Genomic DNA, 16,602 nt, shown 5'->3' with positions numbered 1-16,602 from the left:
TGGTTATATTAATAAAAAAAGTTCGTTGGCTAAATTAAGCCAACGAACTTTAAACGTTTATTTATTTGGAATATTTTAACACACTGGTGTTAGAATAATTATGCCATAACTTCAGCAACTTTTTTACCAATTTCTGCTGGAGAATCTACAACGTGAATTCCACATGCTCTCATAATTTCTTTTTTAGCTTGAGCTGTATCATCAGATCCACCTACAATTGCTCCTGCATGACCCATTGTACGTCCTGCTGGTGCAGTTTCTCCTGCAATAAAACCAACGATAGGTTTTTTACTTCCAGAAGCTTTGTACCAATTAGCAGCATCTGCTTCTAATTGACCTCCAATTTCTCCAATCATAACAACACATTCCGTTTCTGGGTCGTTAATTAATAACTCAACAGCCTCTTTAGTCGTTGTTCCGATAATCGGATCTCCACCAATACCAATTGCAGTAGTTATTCCTAATCCTTGTTTTACAACTTGATCAGCAGCTTCATAAGTTAAAGTACCAGATTTAGATACAATACCAACTTTACCTTTTTTGAAAACAAAACCTGGCATAATACCAACTTTAGCTTCTCCTGGAGTAATTACCCCTGGACAGTTAGGTCCGATTAATCTACAGTCTCTATCTTTGATGTAAGCCGCAGCTTTAATCATATCTGCTACAGGAATACCTTCTGTAATACAAATAATTACTTTTATTCCTGCATTAGCTGCTTCCATTATTGCGTCTGCTGCAAATGCTGGCGGGACAAAAATGATTGATGTATCAGCTCCTGCCTTATCTACAGCTTCTTGAACTGTATTAAAAACTGGTCTATCTAAATGTGTTTGACCACCTTTACCTGGTGTTACACCACCTACTACATTTGTTCCGTATTCAATCATTTGACCAGCGTGAAAAGTACCTTCACTACCTGTAAATCCTTGAACTATTATTTTTGAATCTTTGTTTACTAAAACGCTCATGTTTTGTATTGATTAAGAAGTTTTGTATTGAATTGTTATTTGCAATGCAAAAGTAAGATTTTGATTGCGATTACTAAAAGTATTTTAAATTTTTATTTTTCTGAATATGAAGATAAACTAGATGGGTTCTCATCAAACAACTGACTTATTTCATGTCCTCTGTATAAAAGTCCATCTTTTACCTCCCAAATAGATATAAAATGCGCGATTGGCTCTACCTTATCAGGTCTTTCAATAGTTGCCGCATATGCCGTATATCTTGCGGTAATTGTATTGTTTTCTTTTAACAAATGACTTAATTTATAAGTAAATGTTACAAAAGACTGTCTAACTTCTTTTAGTTTTTTGCTTATAGCATTATAATCTAAAGCAGTATAACCTTTACTGCTATTCCAATGTAATTGACAATCTTTGTCAAACAAATCTATAGCATCTTCTGCTTTTGCTAAATCTAAATTATAAAAGGCTTTTACAACTGCTCTGGCTGACATCTACTTGTTTTTTAATTGTTTAATTATATCTGGAATTCGCTTAATATAAGCTAACTCTTTTAATTTCACTCTTGATTCTTCAATTGGTGTTCCAAAATACGACTTCCCTCCTGCTATTGATTTTGTCACTCCTGTTTGACCTAAAACATTTGCTTTTTTACCAATAGTTATTCCACTTGTTGTACCAACTTGTCCCCAAAGCGTCACTTCGTCTTCAATAATACAACAACCCGCAATACCCGTTTGCGAGGCAATTAAACATTTTTTACCGATAACAGTATCGTGTCCAACTTGTATTTGATTATCTAATTTAGAGCCTTCTCCAATAATAGTATCTCCCGTCACACCTTTATCTATAGTACAAAGTGCTCCAATATCAACATTATCTTCAATAACGACCCTACCTCCAGATTTTAATTGATCAAATCCTTCTGGTCTATTTTTATAGTAAAAAGCACTTGCTCCTAAAACAGTTCCTGCATGTATGGTTACATTATTACCTATAACAGCATCGTCATAAATACTAACGTTAGAATGAATAACACAATCCGCTCCGATGACCACATTATGGCCAATAAAGCAATTAGGCTGTATTTTCGTGTTTTTTCCAATTATGGCTGAAGCCGAAATAGCACTATTAGCACTTACAAAAGGTTTAAAATAATGCGTTAACTTATTAAAATCTCTAAACGGATCATCACTTATTAATAATGCTTTACCTTCAGGACAGTCCACTTCTTTGTTAATTAAAACAATAGTGGCTGCACTTTGTAATGCTTTATCATAATATTTGGGATGATCTACAAAAACAATATCTCCAGGAGTAACAACATGAATCTCGTTCATGCCCGTCACTTCAAAATTTTCATCGCCAATAAATTGACAATCTATAAGTTTTGCAATAGCTTCTAAAGTATGTGGTTTAGGGAATTTCATAGTATAACCTAACTATTCTTTAACACGTTCTTTATACGTTCCTTTGTCTGTTTCAACTTTAATTTTATCTCCTTCATTAATAAACAAAGGGACATTTACAGTTGCTCCAGTTTCAACAGTTGCGGGCTTAGTTGCGTTTGTTGCAGTATTCCCTTTTACTCCTGGCTCTGTAGCTGTTACCTCTAAAATAACAGTTGCAGGCATATCTACAGAAAGTGGCATATTATCTTCTGAATTAATCTGAATAGTTACCACTTCTCCTTCTTTCATTAAATCTGGTGTATCTAAAGCAGATTCTAATAATCTAATTTGAGTATAATCCGTTTCATTCATAAAATGATAAAATTCACCATCATTATATAAATATTGAAACTTATGTGTTTCTACTCTTACATCTTCCAATTTATGACCTGCAGAAAAGGTATTATCCAATACTTTTCCGTTGGTTACACTTTTCATTTTAGTTCTAACAAACGCTGGTCCTTTTCCTGGTTTTACGTGTAAAAATTCAATGATTTTATAAATATCGTTATTATATCGAATACAAAGTCCGTTTCTAATATCTGAAGTAGTTGCCATTTTTATTTTTTAATTTTAATTTCTAATTTGATTTGAAATACCCTTTCATAATTCCACGATGAGAATTCTTGATAAACTGAAGAATCTCGTCACGCTCAGTCGTAGCTTCCATTTCTGCTTCAATAATTCCAGCAGCTTGAGTATTATTATAATTTTTTTGATATAATATTCTAAAAATATCTTGAATTTCTCTGATTTTTTCTGTGCTATAACCTCTACGTCTTAATCCTACCGAGTTAATACCTACGTAAGATAGTGGTTCACGCCCTGCTTTTACAAATGGTGGCACATCTTTACGTACTAATGACCCTCCGGTTACAAATGCATGGCTCCCTACTGAACAAAATTGATGTACAGCAGTCATCCCCGCTAACACAACATAGTCTCCAATATTAATATGTCCTGCAAGTGTAGAGTTGTTTGAAAAGATACAATTTGTACCCACTATACAATCATGCGCAATGTGACAATAGGCCATAATTAGACAATTATCGCCAATTACGGTTTTCATTCTATCGGTCGTTCCTCTATTAATAGTAACACATTCTCTAATTGTAACATTGTCACCAATTATAGTTAATGTGTCCTCATCGTTATATTTTAAATCTTGTGGTACAGCTGAAATTACAGAACCAGGAAAAATATTACAATTTTTTCCTATTCTTGCGCCTTCCATTATAGTTACATTACTACCTATCCAAGTACCTTCTCCAATTGTTACATTGTTATATATAGTCGTAAATGGTTCAATAACAACATTTTTTGCGATTTTCGCTCCTGGATGTACGTATGCTAAAGGTTGGTTCATTTTTATTGTTTTGTTCTGATCAATTTGTAAAAACGTATTGTCCATCTTAACTTATAAGATTACAACACATGTTTTTATATTATTTTACTTTTGAAATTTGCGCCATCAACTCTGCTTCCGCGCACAACTTACCGTTAGCATAAGCATACCCTTGCATATGACAAATACCACGTCTAATTGGTGTTATTAACGAGCATTTGAATATTAACGTATCTCCTGGTACTACTTTTTGTTTAAATTTAACTTTGTCCATTTTCATGAAAAACGTTAAGTAATTTTCAGGATCTGGGACCGTACTTAATACTAGAATCCCTCCGGTTTGAGCCATAGCCTCTATTATCAATACACCTGGCATAACTGGTGCTCCTGGAAAATGACCTTTGAAGAATTCTTCATTCATAGTCACATTTTTAAGACCAATAACATGGGTATCTGATAATTCAAAAACCTTGTCTAGTAATAAAAAGGGTTGTCTATGTGGTAACATATCCATGATTTGCATCACATCCATTACTGGTGTTTGATTCAAATCTATATTTGGGACGTTATTACGTCTTTCATTCTTAATTAATTTAGACATCTTTTTTGCAAATTGTGTATTTACAAAGTGTCCTGGCTTATTAGCAATAACTTTACCTCTAATGCGAGTTCCTATTAAAGCTAAATCACCTATAACATCTAATAATTTATGTCTAGCGGCTTCATTTGGATAGTGTAACGTTAAATTATCCAAAATCCCATTCGGTTTTACAGAGATAGAGTCTTTATTAAAGGCTGTCTTTAATTTTTCCATTGTAGACTCAGACAATTCTTTATCTACATATACTATAGCATTATTTAAATCCCCACCTTTTATTAAACCGTGCTCTAAAAGTGATTCCAATTCATGTAAAAAACTAAAGGTCCTAGAGTCTGAAATATCTCTTTTAAAATCTGAAATAGCATTTAATGTTGCATTCTGAGTACCCAATACTTTAGTCCCAAAATCTACCATAGCAGTCACTTGATAACAATTTGATGGCATTATCAAAATTTCGCTACCTGTTTCCTCATCTGTGTAAGAAATAACACTGGTAACCACATATTCTTCACGAAAAGCCTCTTGCTCTTCTATCCCAGCAGTTTCGATTGCTTCTACAAAAAACTTAGAAGACCCATCCATGATTGGTGGTTCTGAGTTATCTAATTCTAAAATAGCATTATCTATATCTAATCCTATTAAAGCCGCCAAAACATGTTCGCATGTTTGTATTTTTACTCCGTTTTTTTCTAAACAAGTACCACGTTGCGTGTTTGTCACATAATTTGCATCTGCTTCTATTACAGGGCTACCTTCTAAATCAATTCTTTTAAAAGCAAAACCTGTATTTTCTGGAGCAGGCTTAAAAGTTAAGGTTACCTGTTTTCCTGTATGTAAGCCCACACCTGTAAGAGAAATTTCCTTTTGTATGGTTTTTTGCTTTATGTCAGTACTAATTATTCCCATTGCCTTTTTTTTCTAATTCGTTTATAGTTTTAACTAATTTAGGTAAATTTTTAAAGTAAACATAAGATTTATTCCAATCTCCATAGCCAAATGCTGGCGATCCTTGTAATACTTCGTTATCTTTAATATTTTTACCTACACCTGATTGTGCTTGTATTTTTACATTATTACCAATAGTTAAATGCCCAGCAAATCCAACCTGACCTCCTATTTGGCAATTCTCACCAATTTTAGTTGATCCTGCAATACCTGTTTGTGCAGCTATTACTGTGTTTTTACCAATTTCCACATTATGTGCTATTTGTATTTGATTGTCTAATTTGACACCACGTCTTATTATTGTAGAGCCTAAAGTAGCTCTATCAATTGTTGTCGCCGCGCCAACATCTACAAAGTCTTCCAATATAACGTTACCTATTTGCGGTACTTTGGTATATTCTCCATCTTCATTAGGTGCAAAACCAAAACCATCAGCTCCAATTATAGCTCCGGAATTAATAACGCAGTTTTTACCTATTATACAATCTGAATATATTTTAGATCCAGCAAATAAAACCGTATCATTATCTATTTTCACATTGTCACCAATGTAGCAATTAGGAAAAATTTTAACATTGTCCCCAATGGTCACGTGCTCTCCTATTACCGTAAAAGCACCAATATAAACATCTTTACCAATTGTTGCCGTTTCAGATACAGACGTTGGTTGCTCGATTCCAAACTTATTTAATTTTACTTGATTGTAATATTCCAATAACTTTGAAAACGATTTATAAGCATCATCCACTCTTATTAGTGTACTACTTATATCATGCTCGGGCACAAAGTCTTTATCAACAATAGCAATAGTTGCTTTTGTTGAGTATATATATGATGTATATTTTGGATTAGCCAAAAAGGTTAAAGCACCTTCTACACCTTCTTCAATTTTGGATAATTTAGAGACCTCTGCTTGAGGATTGCCGTCTACGACACCGTCTAAAATACCAGCTATTTGTTCTGCAGTAAATTTCATTGTCAACAAAAATAGAAAAAATGTGCTAAAGTTGGCCTTTTGGATAACATATATAATATTTTGTCACTGGTTTTGACAGTGCTTTTAAGCTAAGTTGGTCTGAAGCCTTAACTATATCCACTACTTTACCATTTTTATTCAAAATATTTATATTTTGTTTTTTTCGCGAATAAGCCAAATTACTGACTTGTCCTGTAAAAACAAAATAACTTGCATCAGCATCCGATATGTTATGTCGCCCCTTTAAATCTGACATATGTTTTTGGAATACTGCTTCAGTTATAGGTTTCTTTTTGACTTTAATCTTTAAAAGATGTCTATTAATTATCATCTCACAAAGGTTTTTCAAAACAAAATCTTCATGATATTGCCAATTTTTCATCGCTGCGACGATATCATAATCATCTAACTTAGCAAACGTTTCAAGACAACTACCATTAAATTCCTCTAAAGTAATTTCATTTTCCAAAAAGAAGGTTAATGGTTTACTGGCTTCTAAAGTCACACCCTTTTTAACTAATTCCTTTGCTCGTTTTAAAACTCGTATTAATAATTGCTCGGCAACCAAACTTGTTTTATGTAAATAGACTTGCCAATACATCAAACGTCTAGCGTCCAAAAACTTTTCGACACTATAAATACCTTTATCTTCTACAACTAGTTCATTCTCTTTAACATTAAGCATCGTAATCAAACGCTCACTATTAATATTACCTTCAGATACGCCAGTATAAAAACTATCTCTTTTTAAATAATCGGCACGATCCATGTCTATTTGACTAGAAATCAACTGAAGCATAAACTTCCGATGATAATCCCCTTTAAAAATCTGAATGGCAAGTGTTAAATCGCCGTTAAATTCTGTATTCAATTCTTCCATGAATAACAACGAAATTTCCTCATGAGAGATCCCACTCACAATACTATGCTCCATGGCATGACTAAATGGTCCATGGCCAATATCGTGTAATAATATAGCGATATACAATGCTTTTTCTTCATCATCAGATATCTCAACACCTTTAAAACGTAGGACTTGAACCGCTTTTTGCATTAAATGCATACAACCTATCGCATGATGAAATCTGGTATGATGCGCTCCTGGATATACCAGATAAGACATCCCCATTTGCGAGATACGTCGCAAACGCTGAAAGTATTTATGTTCTATTAAATCAAAAATTATAGAATTCGGAATAGTAATAAATCCGTAAATTGGGTCGTTTAGTATTTTAAGTTTGTTACTTGATTTCAAGCTTAAGACTTTATTTAATTAATATACACAAATATACATGAACAATATAAATATTCTTTGGGTTGATGACGAAATAGATTTATTAAAGCCTCATATCCTGTTTTTAGAGAAAAAAAATTATACCGTTACGACTTGTAATAGTGGAACGGAAGCTTTAGAAATTTTAGAAGACAACACTTTTGATATTGTTTTTTTAGATGAAAACATGCCAGGATTGTCCGGACTTGAAACTTTAAATGAAATTAAAGAAAAGCAAGACACACTTCCTGTGGTTATGATTACCAAAAGTGAAGAAGAATATATTATGGAGGACGCTATTGGTAATAAAATTGCCGATTACCTTATAAAACCCGTCAATCCTAATCAGATTTTACTAAGCTTAAAGAAAAATTTAGATCACTCGAGATTAGTGTCAGAGAAAACGACTTCTAATTACCAACAAGAATTTAGAAAAATCGCAATGGACATGGCTATGGTTAATAGTTATGAAGAATGGGTTGATTTATACAAAAAGCTGATTTATTGGGAAATTCAACTCGAAGATATTGAAGACGCCAGTATGTTTGAGATTTTAGAGTCTCAAAAAAACGAAGCCAATACTCAATTTGGTAAGTTTATAGACAAAAATTACCCCTCTTGGTTCGAACCAAAAACGGATGCACCAATTTTATCTCACACCTTATTTAGAGAAAAGATTGCTCCAGAATTAAGTAAAGAACAACCAACACTATTGGTTGTGGTAGATAATTTACGTTATGACCAATGGAAAGCGTTTGAACCTTTTGTAAGCAACCATTATAAAAAACAAAAAGAAGACGCCTTTTATAGCATCTTACCTACTGCCACGCAATATGCACGAAATGCAATATTCTCTGGACTTATGCCAAGTGACATGGAGAAATTACATCCTGAATATTGGAAAAATGATACCGATGAAGGTGGGAAAAATTTACATGAAGCCGATTTTTTAAACGCACAAATGAAACGCTTAGGATTAAGCAACTTGAAACACGAGTATTATAAAATCACGAATTTATCTTCCGGAAAAAAATTAGCAGATAATTTTAGAGGTTTAAAAGACAACGATTTGACAGTTGTAGTTTATAATTTTGTGGACATGCTATCACATTCTAAGACAGAAATGGATGTGGTTAAGGAGTTAGCGTCTAACGACAAAGCTTATCGCAGTTTAACACAAAGTTGGTTTAAAAATTCGCCATTATTAGAAATGATTCAACAAGCACAGCAAATGGGCTTTAAATTAATTATCACAACGGATCATGGAACTATTAATGTCAAAAATCCATCAAAAGTTATTGGAGATAGAGATACTAGTCTAAACTTACGTTACAAAACGGGACGTAGTTTGAGCTATGAAAGCAAAGATGTTTTAGCAGCAAAAGACCCAAAAACCATACATTTGCCTTCCATTAACATGAATAGCTCTTTTATATTTGCTAAAAGCGATTTGTTTTTTGCTTATCCTAATAACTACAATCACTATGTTAGTTATTATAGAAACACTTACCAACACGGAGGTGTCTCTTTAGAAGAAATGATTATTCCTTTTGTAGTACTAAGCCCTAAATAATAGGGTTCTTTAAAAGAATAGGACTATAAAATAAAAGCGCTAATTATTAAATAACTTGTCTTATTTTTGACAAAAAAAAATAAAAGTGACTATAAATTATAAATTAGAAGAGGTGGAAATGGTCGCTAAAAAACTTTTAGATACCGCAACCTCTAAAATTATATTATTTGAAGGCGATATGGGCGTTGGTAAAACAACACTTATAAAAACATTGGTTAAACTTTTAGGATGTAATGATGTCGTCAGCAGTCCTACTTTTGCTTTAGTTAATGAATATGTAGGTGATACTAATACTATTTATCATTTTGATTTATACCGCATTGAAACAGAAGACGAATTATATGATTTTGGCATAGACACCTATATTGATAGTGATCACTATGTTTTTGTAGAATGGCCTAGTATTTTAAAACCCTTAATTCAAGACCAATTCACGGTCGTTGATATCACTTTGTCAGAAAACACAACACGACAATTGAAAATGAAGAATTTTGATTAAAGATTCTTCATTTTTTTTCCAAAAAAGAGTGCTTTTTTTATCAAATGAGGTTTTAACCACAGTAAAAAAAACAGAAAAGCCTGATTTTAACTTTTTTTTAACTTTTCATTAAATTCCAAACATTACTTTTTATATACTTTAGATGTATAATTTAATAATATCCCTAAAAATGAAAACTAAAAAGTATGTAATAGCTATTGCTATTTTCGGTGGAGCATTATTCTCTGCGCAAGCAACAAACCTTATTGATTTAGATGGACAACAAACCACTGAAGTTCAAAAATCGAAAATCAAAAAACCAAGTAACGAATAATAAATCCTTACAATTAGGAAGTCTTATAGTAACTTTAAGTGACTATAATACCTTTTATTCTTAAACTTTACAAAAGTGTCCCTAAAATTAATTTTGGGACACTTTTCTCTTTTTATAAGTCAACAACTATTACAATTATCTACATGTGATCATCTGGACGTAAATAAACAAAACCATACCCGTGTTATAATTATTTATCGTTTAACTATATCGACACTGATGATATTACACTCTTGTAAACTATACAAATCTTTTAAATCCTTAATTCTAGACTATTTTTAAATAGCGAATAATGCTCTATCAGAAAACACGACAAGTTGCGCCACAATGGATGATATCGAATATAAATCGTCTTTTTTATTTCAATAAAAAGTATAAATTTGACCGAGTACGGTTTTAACCACAACTGAAATTTCAAAAAAGATGGTTTTTAACATTATTTTAATATTTAATCAGATTTTGAAGTTAGATTTAACATACTTTAGAGGCGTAATTAATTAAATCCTTAACAAAGGGAAACTGAAAAAATTGGAATAATTAGGACTATTTTCTGAGGCACATTTTTTTTTGTATCTCTGGCAACAAATCTTATTGATTTAAATGAACAACAAACAACAGAAAGACAAAAATCTAAAATCAAAAAGCCAAATAACGAGTCATAAGACACAAGTTTTTGGATTAGCTGTTGCAGTATTTATTGCGCTAACCCCATATTTGTATTATTTATATGAAAGTGTACCCGAGACCAAAGTATGGCATACTTTTTTATTTGACTACAACAGTAATCATTATGAAGACGCTAATTTAGCGATGTGGGTGCTGACTGGAAAACTGCTACCTCTCATATTATTATTGTTATGGTTTTTTACATGCAGACACTGGTGGTACCATGCGCTTTTAGTACCCATAGTAATGTATAACTATCAAATAATTGTATTTTTCAATGATGAATACACCTACATCGATGAGCTGCAATTAATATACTTATTACCTTTTATGGCGATAATAATTCCTTCTATTTATTTAGTTAGAGCAAGAATTTTCGATAGACTCAATTCCGTAGATCAATCTATTCAAGATTTAGAAGACGAACTGACTTTTAAACCGAAAACAATTAAGGAAAAAATTAGACAATATTTTTAACACCTTTGCTAATAATTATTTTTGTAATTTGTTTCCGTTTTAAAAACTAAATTAACTATGTCTAAACCACTCTCTCCTTTTTCGAAAGAAGAACTATTACCTCAAGAAGAAACCTTAGAGATTTTTAAACATAAAAGCAATCTATTTATAGGGATTCCTAAAGAAACTGCTTTTCAAGAAAAGCGTGTATGCTTGACCCCAGATGCCGTATCTGCAATTGTCAACAATGGTCATCGTGTATTAATAGAATCTAATGCAGGAATTGGCGCTAATTTTAGTGACAAAGATTATAGCGAAGCTGGGGCTGAAATAACAAAAGATACAGCAAAAGTCTACGCTTGCCCCATGATTTTAAAAGTAGAACCCCCTACTCTAGATGAATTAGAAATGATGAAACCGCAGACCACTTTAATATCTGCACTTCAAATAAAAACACAAACTAAAATCTATTTTGAAAAACTAGCTTCTAAACGCATTACCGCTCTAGCTTTTGAATTTATACGTGACGAAGATGACGCATATCCTGCTGTACGCGCTTTAAGCGAAATTGCAGGAACTGCATCTGTCTTAATTGCTGCAGAATTATTAAGCAACTCTAGCAATGGTAATGGTTTAATGTTTGGTAATATTAGTGGCGTGCCGCCGGTAGAAGTTGTTATCCTTGGCGCTGGAACTGTTGGCGAATTTGCTGCTAGAAGTGCTATCGGCCTAGGAGCCAATATAAAAGTATTTGACAATTCTATAACTAAATTACGTTGCTTACAAGCTAATTTAGGTCGTACAATTTACACATCAACTATACAGCCTAAATATTTAAGTAAAGCACTAAAACGTTGTGACGTTGTTATTGGTGCCGTTAGTGGAAAAGACAGAGCACCAATTATTGTCTCTGAAACAATGGTGGAAAACATGAAAAAAGGCGCTGTAATTGTAGATGTCAGTATCGATACTGGCGGGTGTTTTGAAACTAGTGAAGTTACAACACACGACAAACCTACCTTTAGAAAAAATGGAGTTATACACTATTGTGTTCCAAACATACCAGCCAGATATTCCAGAACAGCATCAGCCTCAATAAGTAATATTTTCACGCCCTATTTACTTAAAATAGCAGACGATGGCGGCTTGGAACATGCTATCCGATTTGATAAAGGATTAAAGAATGGATTGTATTATTATCACGGAATTTTAACTAATCGTGCAGTTGGAGAATGGTTTGACCTAAAACATAGTGATATTAATCTATTAATATTCTAAATTTGCAATTCAATTATTTAGAATGAAAATACTACACAGATTTGGTTATTATTTTGGCGGTTTTGCAATTGGATTAGTCATACTGGCTTTTTTCTTAAACGGAAGAGGCGTGTCTTGCGAATATAATTACGGGCCAGAAGCAAGAGTACTTAAAAACATTAGAACAAAAACCCTTCAATTTTCTCCTGAAAGCACATCAGTAATAGTCTCAAAAGCTATTGATACGGCTCTAATAAGTTATATACTAAAAAAAGGAGATGTTGATTTTTCAAAAAGTGAACCGAGAAAAGAACCTTGCGGAATCTATTATATCTCTGGAGAAACAAAAAATAAAAAACACTTAGAATTATATATTCAAAATTGTGATAGTATCGCTACTTTACAAACTATCCGTTTTTTAAATTAAATATATAGGACAAATAAAAGAGTGGTTTGATTTTATTATTAAAATCAAACCACTCTTTGTAGTATTACTGAGCACAAAATACGCTTTATAACTTATTTTTTTCCCTTTCTTCTTTTACGCTCCGCTTTCAACAATGTTAACTCGCGTCCAGTTTGACCAGCAACCGATGTGTTTTCTTCAGCCCGTCTTATTAAATAAGGCATCACATCTTTAACAGGTCCAAATGGCAAATACTTAGCCACATTATAACCTTCGGCTGCTAAATTAAAACTGATATGATCACTCATACCATATAACTGCCCAAACCAAACCCGATTATCCTTTTTGTCGATACCTAATTTATCCATTAATTCTAAGGCTAAAAAAGAGCTTTCTTCATTATGCGTCCCTATAAAAATTGAAATCGCACTTAAATGATCCAATATATATAATAAGCAATCATTAAAATTTTGATCAGTAGTCATTTTATCTTTACAAATTGGAGACACATAGCCTTTCTCTTCTGCGCGTACGCGTTCCTTCTCCATGTAAGCACCTCTGACAATCTTATATCCTAATGTGTATCCTCCAGATTTAGCACGCTCATGAGACGCCTTTAAAAATGCTAATCTATCATGTCTGTAAGTTTGCAATGTATTATACACGATAGGTTTATCTGTGTTGTATAATTTCATCATATCCTCAGCTAAATCATCAGCCGCCTCCTGCATCCAGCTTTCTTCCCCATCAATTAAAACTTCAACATCTCTTGCTTTAGCTAGTTTGCAAATAGCATCATAACGTTCTACAATTCTATCCCATTCTTGCTGCTCTATATCAGTAAAAGCTTTTCCTTCCCCTTTTTTCTGAAATAAATATAATCGCCCTAAACCTGTCGGCTTAAATACAACAATTGGCATCGCCTCTTTTTCATCGCAAAAATCAACTAATTTCAATATTTTAGCTTTAGCCGAATCAAATTGATCCTCGATTGCTTTTCCTTCAACTGAATAATCTAATACGGAACATACACCTGCAGTATACATCTTGTCAATAACCGACAAACAATCCTCTTCATTCACCCCTCCACAAAAATGATCAAATACGGTAGCTCTAATTAATCCTTCTACAGGCAAATGTGCTTTTAACGCAAAATTAGTAGCCGCTGTACCTATTCTTACCAAAGGTTGATGAGATATCATTTTGAACAAAAAATAAGCACGTTCTAGTTCTGAATCGCTTTTTAATTTAAAAGCTACTTCAGTATTTTCAAAAAGAGTGTCTTGTACCATGTTATATTTTAAATTAGACAAAACAAATATACCATCTATTACCATTATTTTTTAAAAAAACTATTAATTTTACGTCTTAACACTTTCACCATTTTATGACTCCTATTCATACTCAAGATTACAGCATACAATTTAACAACGATTGCTACACAGCACTTAATAAATACATTGGCGTTCATTCATTTTCAAACATCTTTATCATTGTAGACAGTAACACTTCAGAACACTGTTTACCAATCCTTTTAAGACAGTTAGAGACAGAGTTAACTATTGAAGTCATAGAAATTGAGGCTGGAGAACACAATAAAACGATAGAAACCTGCTCAGGCGTATGGCAAACTTTATCTGAATTAAGAGCAGACAGAAAAACATTAATATTAAATCTAGGAGGTGGTGTTGTAACCGATTTAGGTGGTTTTGTCGCTTGTACTTACCAAAGAGGAGTTAGATTTATCAATATCCCCACAACACTTTTATCTATGGTAGACGCTTCTATTGGTGGTAAAAATGGTGTAGATTTAGGGAACATAAAAAACCAAGTAGGAATCATAAAAACACCTAACATGGTTTTAATTGACACCAACTATTTAGAAACACTATCTAGTAGAGAAATGCGTTCTGGATTAGCCGAAATGCTAAAACACGGCTTAATACGTGACGAACTGTATTACAATAAGTTATCAGAATTATCTAATCTAACCCTTCAAGATTTAGACCAGCTTATTTACGACTCTGTATTAATAAAAAAAGACATTGTTGAACAAGATCCAACTGAACAAAACTTAAGAAAATCACTAAATTTCGGCCACACATTAGGCCACGCAATTGAGTCTTATTATCTAAATCATGAGACCAAATCCTTGCTGCACGGAGAAGCTATTGCAATAGGTATGATTTTAGAAACCTACCTGTCTAATCAATTATTAGATTTCCCAACAGACAAAACAAACCTGATCAAAGAGAACACACTAAAAGTATATGGTAAAGTGGACATTCCTGAAAAAGACTACGCTCCCATTATTGAACTGATGAAGTTTGATAAAAAGAACGAAAAAGGTACCATTAACTTTGTATTATTAAACACTATTGGTAATCCTGAAATTAATTGCGTTATATCTAACGACTTATTAATTAAATCTTTGAATTTTTACAACAACTAATTCAATTGCATTGCTGCAATTTCTTAATCTAAAGTAATTACAGCAATGCGACACCTTCTAACCTGTTAGTTTAGAACATATTTGCAAACATAAAGTCATCATAGATTGTAAAACATTAAAACCAAAAGCATTAACATTACTAAAAAGTATCCCGATGACTATACTAATAAGTGCATTACCTCTCTTCTAAAGATCACAAGTAAGCTACGTTAGACTACAACAACTTTTGACGCTAATAAATATGCCAAAACAAACAATGATAGCCCAATTGCACTTAAATACAACGCAGAAACACAAGATAGCAACTACATTATATCTGCCGAAGAAGAAAAATCACTCTAAGTAACGCTCTTTAATCACGTTTACGTGATGCTTTTCATGTCCGATAATCAAAAAACCCAAAGCCCTTACCGAAACCGAACCACTACCCGCTATACCGTTACTAATAAGAACAGTCTTAGAAAAGCTTTTAAACAACGCTATGGTTGCCTTTCTAACTAACGTATACTCTTCCAATAAATCGGCAATAGATCGCTCAGAAGCCCCAGACGCTAATACATATGCATTCTCATCAAATCCTGAAAGATCCGTTTTATCCTGCCTAGCAAAGCGTAAAGCCCGGTAACAAAAAATACGTTCCGTATCTATTAAATGACTAATAATCTCTTTTATTGTCCACTTACCCTCAGCATATCGATACTCTAACTTTTCGCTAGCAATGGAAAGATAAAAGCTATGTATCGTTTTAAAACTAGATTCTAAACCTGATAATAATGACACTCCTTCTGCTTGATCAATATACCCCTTAAAATAAGGCAAATACTCGTCTTGTTGTAAATCTAAAATAGTCATTGTGTTTCTTTTTAATAAAATTAAACAAAAAACGCCTCATAAAAATGAAGCGTTTTAAAATAATGTACTGTAAAAATCTATAAATCGTTAAAAATGCTGTGCATTAAACGTTTTTTATCATTTATACTTTCTTCTAAAGATATCATAGTTTCCGTTCTATACACACTTTCAATGTCATCTAACATAAAAATAACATCCTTTGCATGCTCCGTATTACGAGCTCTAATTTTACAGAAGATATTAAACTTACCCGTTGTTACGTGTGCTACGGTAACATATGGTATTTCTGCAATACGCTCTAAAACAAATGATGTTTTAGAAGTATTTTGAAGAAAAACACCAACATAAGCTATAAATGAATATCCTAATTTTTTGTAATCTAATGTTAAAGAAGACCCTTTAATAATCCCCGCATCTTCCATTTTCTTCACCCTTACATGAACAGTACCTGCAGATATCAATAGTTTTTTAGCTATATCTGTAAAAGGTACTCTTGTGTTCTCTATCAACATATCAAGAATCTGATGATCTATTTCGTCTAATTTAAATTTCGCCATTTTTGTGTTTTT

18 protein-coding genes are annotated in these 16,602 nt (G+C 32.7%); 7 read left to right on the top strand and 11 right to left on the bottom strand.

What is annotated here, in order from left to right:
* Positions 1–98: 98 nt before the first annotated feature.
* The 8 genes from sucD to E9099_RS15875 all read right to left on the bottom strand — a co-directional run bounded on the left by sucD (position 99) and on the right by E9099_RS15875 (position 7,541).
* The gene (gene sucD / locus E9099_RS15910; RefSeq protein WP_136584513.1) at positions 99–971 is read right to left on the bottom strand and encodes a succinate--CoA ligase subunit alpha; all 873 of its coding nucleotides are present in this window, start codon (positions 969–971) and stop codon (positions 99–101) included.
* 92 nt (positions 972–1,063) lie between these two features.
* Positions 1,064–1,462, bottom strand: coding sequence for a nuclear transport factor 2 family protein (locus E9099_RS15905; RefSeq protein ID WP_136584512.1), 399 nt, complete (start codon positions 1,460–1,462; stop codon positions 1,064–1,066).
* Positions 1,463–2,398 carry a UDP-3-O-(3-hydroxymyristoyl)glucosamine N-acyltransferase gene (locus tag E9099_RS15900; RefSeq protein WP_136584511.1) on the bottom strand — a complete coding sequence of 312 codons (936 nt, stop codon included), beginning with the start codon at positions 2,396–2,398 and terminating at the stop codon, positions 1,463–1,465.
* Between the two features lie 12 nt (positions 2,399–2,410).
* Positions 2,411–2,977, bottom strand: a complete 567-nt coding sequence (gene efp, locus E9099_RS15895; protein WP_136584510.1) for an elongation factor P — start codon at positions 2,975–2,977, stop codon at positions 2,411–2,413.
* Between the two features lie 22 nt (positions 2,978–2,999).
* Entirely contained in the window at positions 3,000–3,785 is a 786-nt protein-coding gene (lpxA, locus tag E9099_RS15890; RefSeq protein ID WP_136584509.1) for an acyl-ACP--UDP-N-acetylglucosamine O-acyltransferase, read from the bottom strand.
* Positions 3,786–3,864: 79 nt separating this feature from the next.
* Complete coding sequence (locus E9099_RS15885) at positions 3,865–5,271, bottom strand: bifunctional UDP-3-O-[3-hydroxymyristoyl] N-acetylglucosamine deacetylase/3-hydroxyacyl-ACP dehydratase (RefSeq protein ID WP_136584508.1); 1,407 nt, start codon at positions 5,269–5,271, stop codon at positions 3,865–3,867.
* The gene (lpxD, locus tag E9099_RS15880; RefSeq protein WP_136584507.1) at positions 5,258–6,286 is read right to left on the bottom strand and encodes a UDP-3-O-(3-hydroxymyristoyl)glucosamine N-acyltransferase; all 1,029 of its coding nucleotides are present in this window, start codon (positions 6,284–6,286) and stop codon (positions 5,258–5,260) included. The genes E9099_RS15885 and lpxD overlap by 14 nt, the downstream gene beginning before the upstream one ends.
* A gap of 25 nt (positions 6,287–6,311) precedes the next feature.
* Positions 6,312–7,541 (bottom strand): HD domain-containing protein, encoded by a 1,230-nt coding sequence (locus tag E9099_RS15875; protein ID WP_136584506.1) that lies wholly within the window; start codon positions 7,539–7,541, stop codon positions 6,312–6,314.
* Positions 7,542–7,578: 37 nt separating this feature from the next.
* Between E9099_RS15875 and E9099_RS15870 the strand changes: the two genes are divergently transcribed.
* From E9099_RS15870 to E9099_RS15850, 6 genes are all read left to right on the top strand, one after another.
* Positions 7,579–9,132 (top strand): response regulator, encoded by a 1,554-nt coding sequence (locus E9099_RS15870; RefSeq protein ID WP_136584505.1) that lies wholly within the window; start codon positions 7,579–7,581, stop codon positions 9,130–9,132.
* A gap of 85 nt (positions 9,133–9,217) precedes the next feature.
* Positions 9,218–9,631, top strand: a complete 414-nt coding sequence (gene tsaE, locus E9099_RS15865) for a tRNA (adenosine(37)-N6)-threonylcarbamoyltransferase complex ATPase subunit type 1 TsaE (RefSeq protein ID WP_136584504.1) — start codon at positions 9,218–9,220, stop codon at positions 9,629–9,631.
* Positions 9,632–9,800: 169 nt separating this feature from the next.
* On the top strand, positions 9,801–9,944 hold the full coding sequence (locus E9099_RS19290) for a hypothetical protein (RefSeq protein ID WP_168800767.1): 144 nt from the start codon (positions 9,801–9,803) through the stop codon (positions 9,942–9,944).
* A 600-nt stretch (positions 9,945–10,544) separates the two neighbouring features.
* Positions 10,545–11,087 carry a hypothetical protein gene (locus tag E9099_RS15860; protein ID WP_136584503.1) on the top strand — a complete coding sequence of 181 codons (543 nt, stop codon included), beginning with the start codon at positions 10,545–10,547 and terminating at the stop codon, positions 11,085–11,087.
* Between the two features lie 57 nt (positions 11,088–11,144).
* Positions 11,145–12,344, top strand: coding sequence for an alanine dehydrogenase (locus E9099_RS15855; protein WP_136584502.1), 1,200 nt, complete (start codon positions 11,145–11,147; stop codon positions 12,342–12,344).
* Positions 12,345–12,366: 22 nt separating this feature from the next.
* On the top strand, positions 12,367–12,750 hold the full coding sequence (locus tag E9099_RS15850) for a DUF4258 domain-containing protein (RefSeq protein WP_136584501.1): 384 nt from the start codon (positions 12,367–12,369) through the stop codon (positions 12,748–12,750).
* A gap of 92 nt (positions 12,751–12,842) precedes the next feature.
* On the opposite strand, the gene E9099_RS15845 is transcribed toward E9099_RS15850, so the two are convergent.
* The gene (locus tag E9099_RS15845) at positions 12,843–14,021 is read right to left on the bottom strand and encodes a proline dehydrogenase family protein (RefSeq protein WP_136584500.1); all 1,179 of its coding nucleotides are present in this window, start codon (positions 14,019–14,021) and stop codon (positions 12,843–12,845) included.
* A 95-nt stretch (positions 14,022–14,116) separates the two neighbouring features.
* On the opposite strand from E9099_RS15845, the gene aroB reads away from it, so the two are divergent.
* The gene (gene aroB / locus E9099_RS15840) at positions 14,117–15,181 is read left to right on the top strand and encodes a 3-dehydroquinate synthase (protein ID WP_136584499.1); all 1,065 of its coding nucleotides are present in this window, start codon (positions 14,117–14,119) and stop codon (positions 15,179–15,181) included.
* A 333-nt stretch (positions 15,182–15,514) separates the two neighbouring features.
* Here aroB and E9099_RS15835 read toward each other — a convergent pair whose 3' ends face one another.
* Positions 15,515–16,033: a DinB family protein gene (locus tag E9099_RS15835; RefSeq protein WP_136584498.1), complete on the bottom strand. Its 519-nt coding sequence runs from the start codon at positions 16,031–16,033 to the stop codon at positions 15,515–15,517.
* A gap of 77 nt (positions 16,034–16,110) precedes the next feature.
* On the bottom strand, positions 16,111–16,590 hold the full coding sequence (locus E9099_RS15830; protein ID WP_101203462.1) for an Lrp/AsnC family transcriptional regulator: 480 nt from the start codon (positions 16,588–16,590) through the stop codon (positions 16,111–16,113).
* Positions 16,591–16,602: the final 12 nt, after the last annotated feature.

It is taken from the genome of Psychroserpens sp. NJDZ02 (genome assembly GCF_004843725.1).
Taxonomy (GTDB): domain Bacteria; phylum Bacteroidota; class Bacteroidia; order Flavobacteriales; family Flavobacteriaceae; genus Olleya.
Note: the sequence above shows the minus strand (reverse complement) of the source record. Positions and strands in the feature narration are given on the sequence as shown.

What these genes read in the sequence shown, in the direction of transcription:
- sucD (WP_136584513.1), bottom strand. Translation starts at nt 971, where the DNA reads ATGAGCGTTTTAGTAAACAAAGATTCAAAAATAATAGTTCAAGGATTT.
- E9099_RS15905 (WP_136584512.1), bottom strand. Translation starts at nt 1,462, where the DNA reads ATGTCAGCCAGAGCAGTTGTAAAAGCCTTTTATAATTTAGATTTAGCA.
- E9099_RS15900 (WP_136584511.1), bottom strand. Translation starts at nt 2,398, where the DNA reads ATGAAATTCCCTAAACCACATACTTTAGAAGCTATTGCAAAACTTATA.
- efp (WP_136584510.1), bottom strand. Translation starts at nt 2,977, where the DNA reads ATGGCAACTACTTCAGATATTAGAAACGGACTTTGTATTCGATATAAT.
- lpxA (WP_136584509.1), bottom strand. Translation starts at nt 3,785, where the DNA reads ATGAACCAACCTTTAGCATACGTACATCCAGGAGCGAAAATCGCAAAA.
- E9099_RS15885 (WP_136584508.1), bottom strand. Translation starts at nt 5,271, where the DNA reads ATGGGAATAATTAGTACTGACATAAAGCAAAAAACCATACAAAAGGAA.
- lpxD (WP_136584507.1), bottom strand. Translation starts at nt 6,286, where the DNA reads ATGAAATTTACTGCAGAACAAATAGCTGGTATTTTAGACGGTGTCGTA.
- E9099_RS15870 (WP_136584505.1), top strand. Translation starts at nt 7,579, where the DNA reads ATGAACAATATAAATATTCTTTGGGTTGATGACGAAATAGATTTATTA.
- E9099_RS19290 (WP_168800767.1), top strand. Translation starts at nt 9,801, where the DNA reads ATGAAAACTAAAAAGTATGTAATAGCTATTGCTATTTTCGGTGGAGCA.
- E9099_RS15860 (WP_136584503.1), top strand. Translation starts at nt 10,545, where the DNA reads ATGAACAACAAACAACAGAAAGACAAAAATCTAAAATCAAAAAGCCAA.
- E9099_RS15855 (WP_136584502.1), top strand. Translation starts at nt 11,145, where the DNA reads ATGTCTAAACCACTCTCTCCTTTTTCGAAAGAAGAACTATTACCTCAA.
- E9099_RS15850 (WP_136584501.1), top strand. Translation starts at nt 12,367, where the DNA reads ATGAAAATACTACACAGATTTGGTTATTATTTTGGCGGTTTTGCAATT.
- E9099_RS15845 (WP_136584500.1), bottom strand. Translation starts at nt 14,021, where the DNA reads ATGGTACAAGACACTCTTTTTGAAAATACTGAAGTAGCTTTTAAATTA.
- aroB (WP_136584499.1), top strand. Translation starts at nt 14,117, where the DNA reads ATGACTCCTATTCATACTCAAGATTACAGCATACAATTTAACAACGAT.
- E9099_RS15835 (WP_136584498.1), bottom strand. Translation starts at nt 16,033, where the DNA reads ATGACTATTTTAGATTTACAACAAGACGAGTATTTGCCTTATTTTAAG.
- E9099_RS15830 (WP_101203462.1), bottom strand. Translation starts at nt 16,590, where the DNA reads ATGGCGAAATTTAAATTAGACGAAATAGATCATCAGATTCTTGATATG.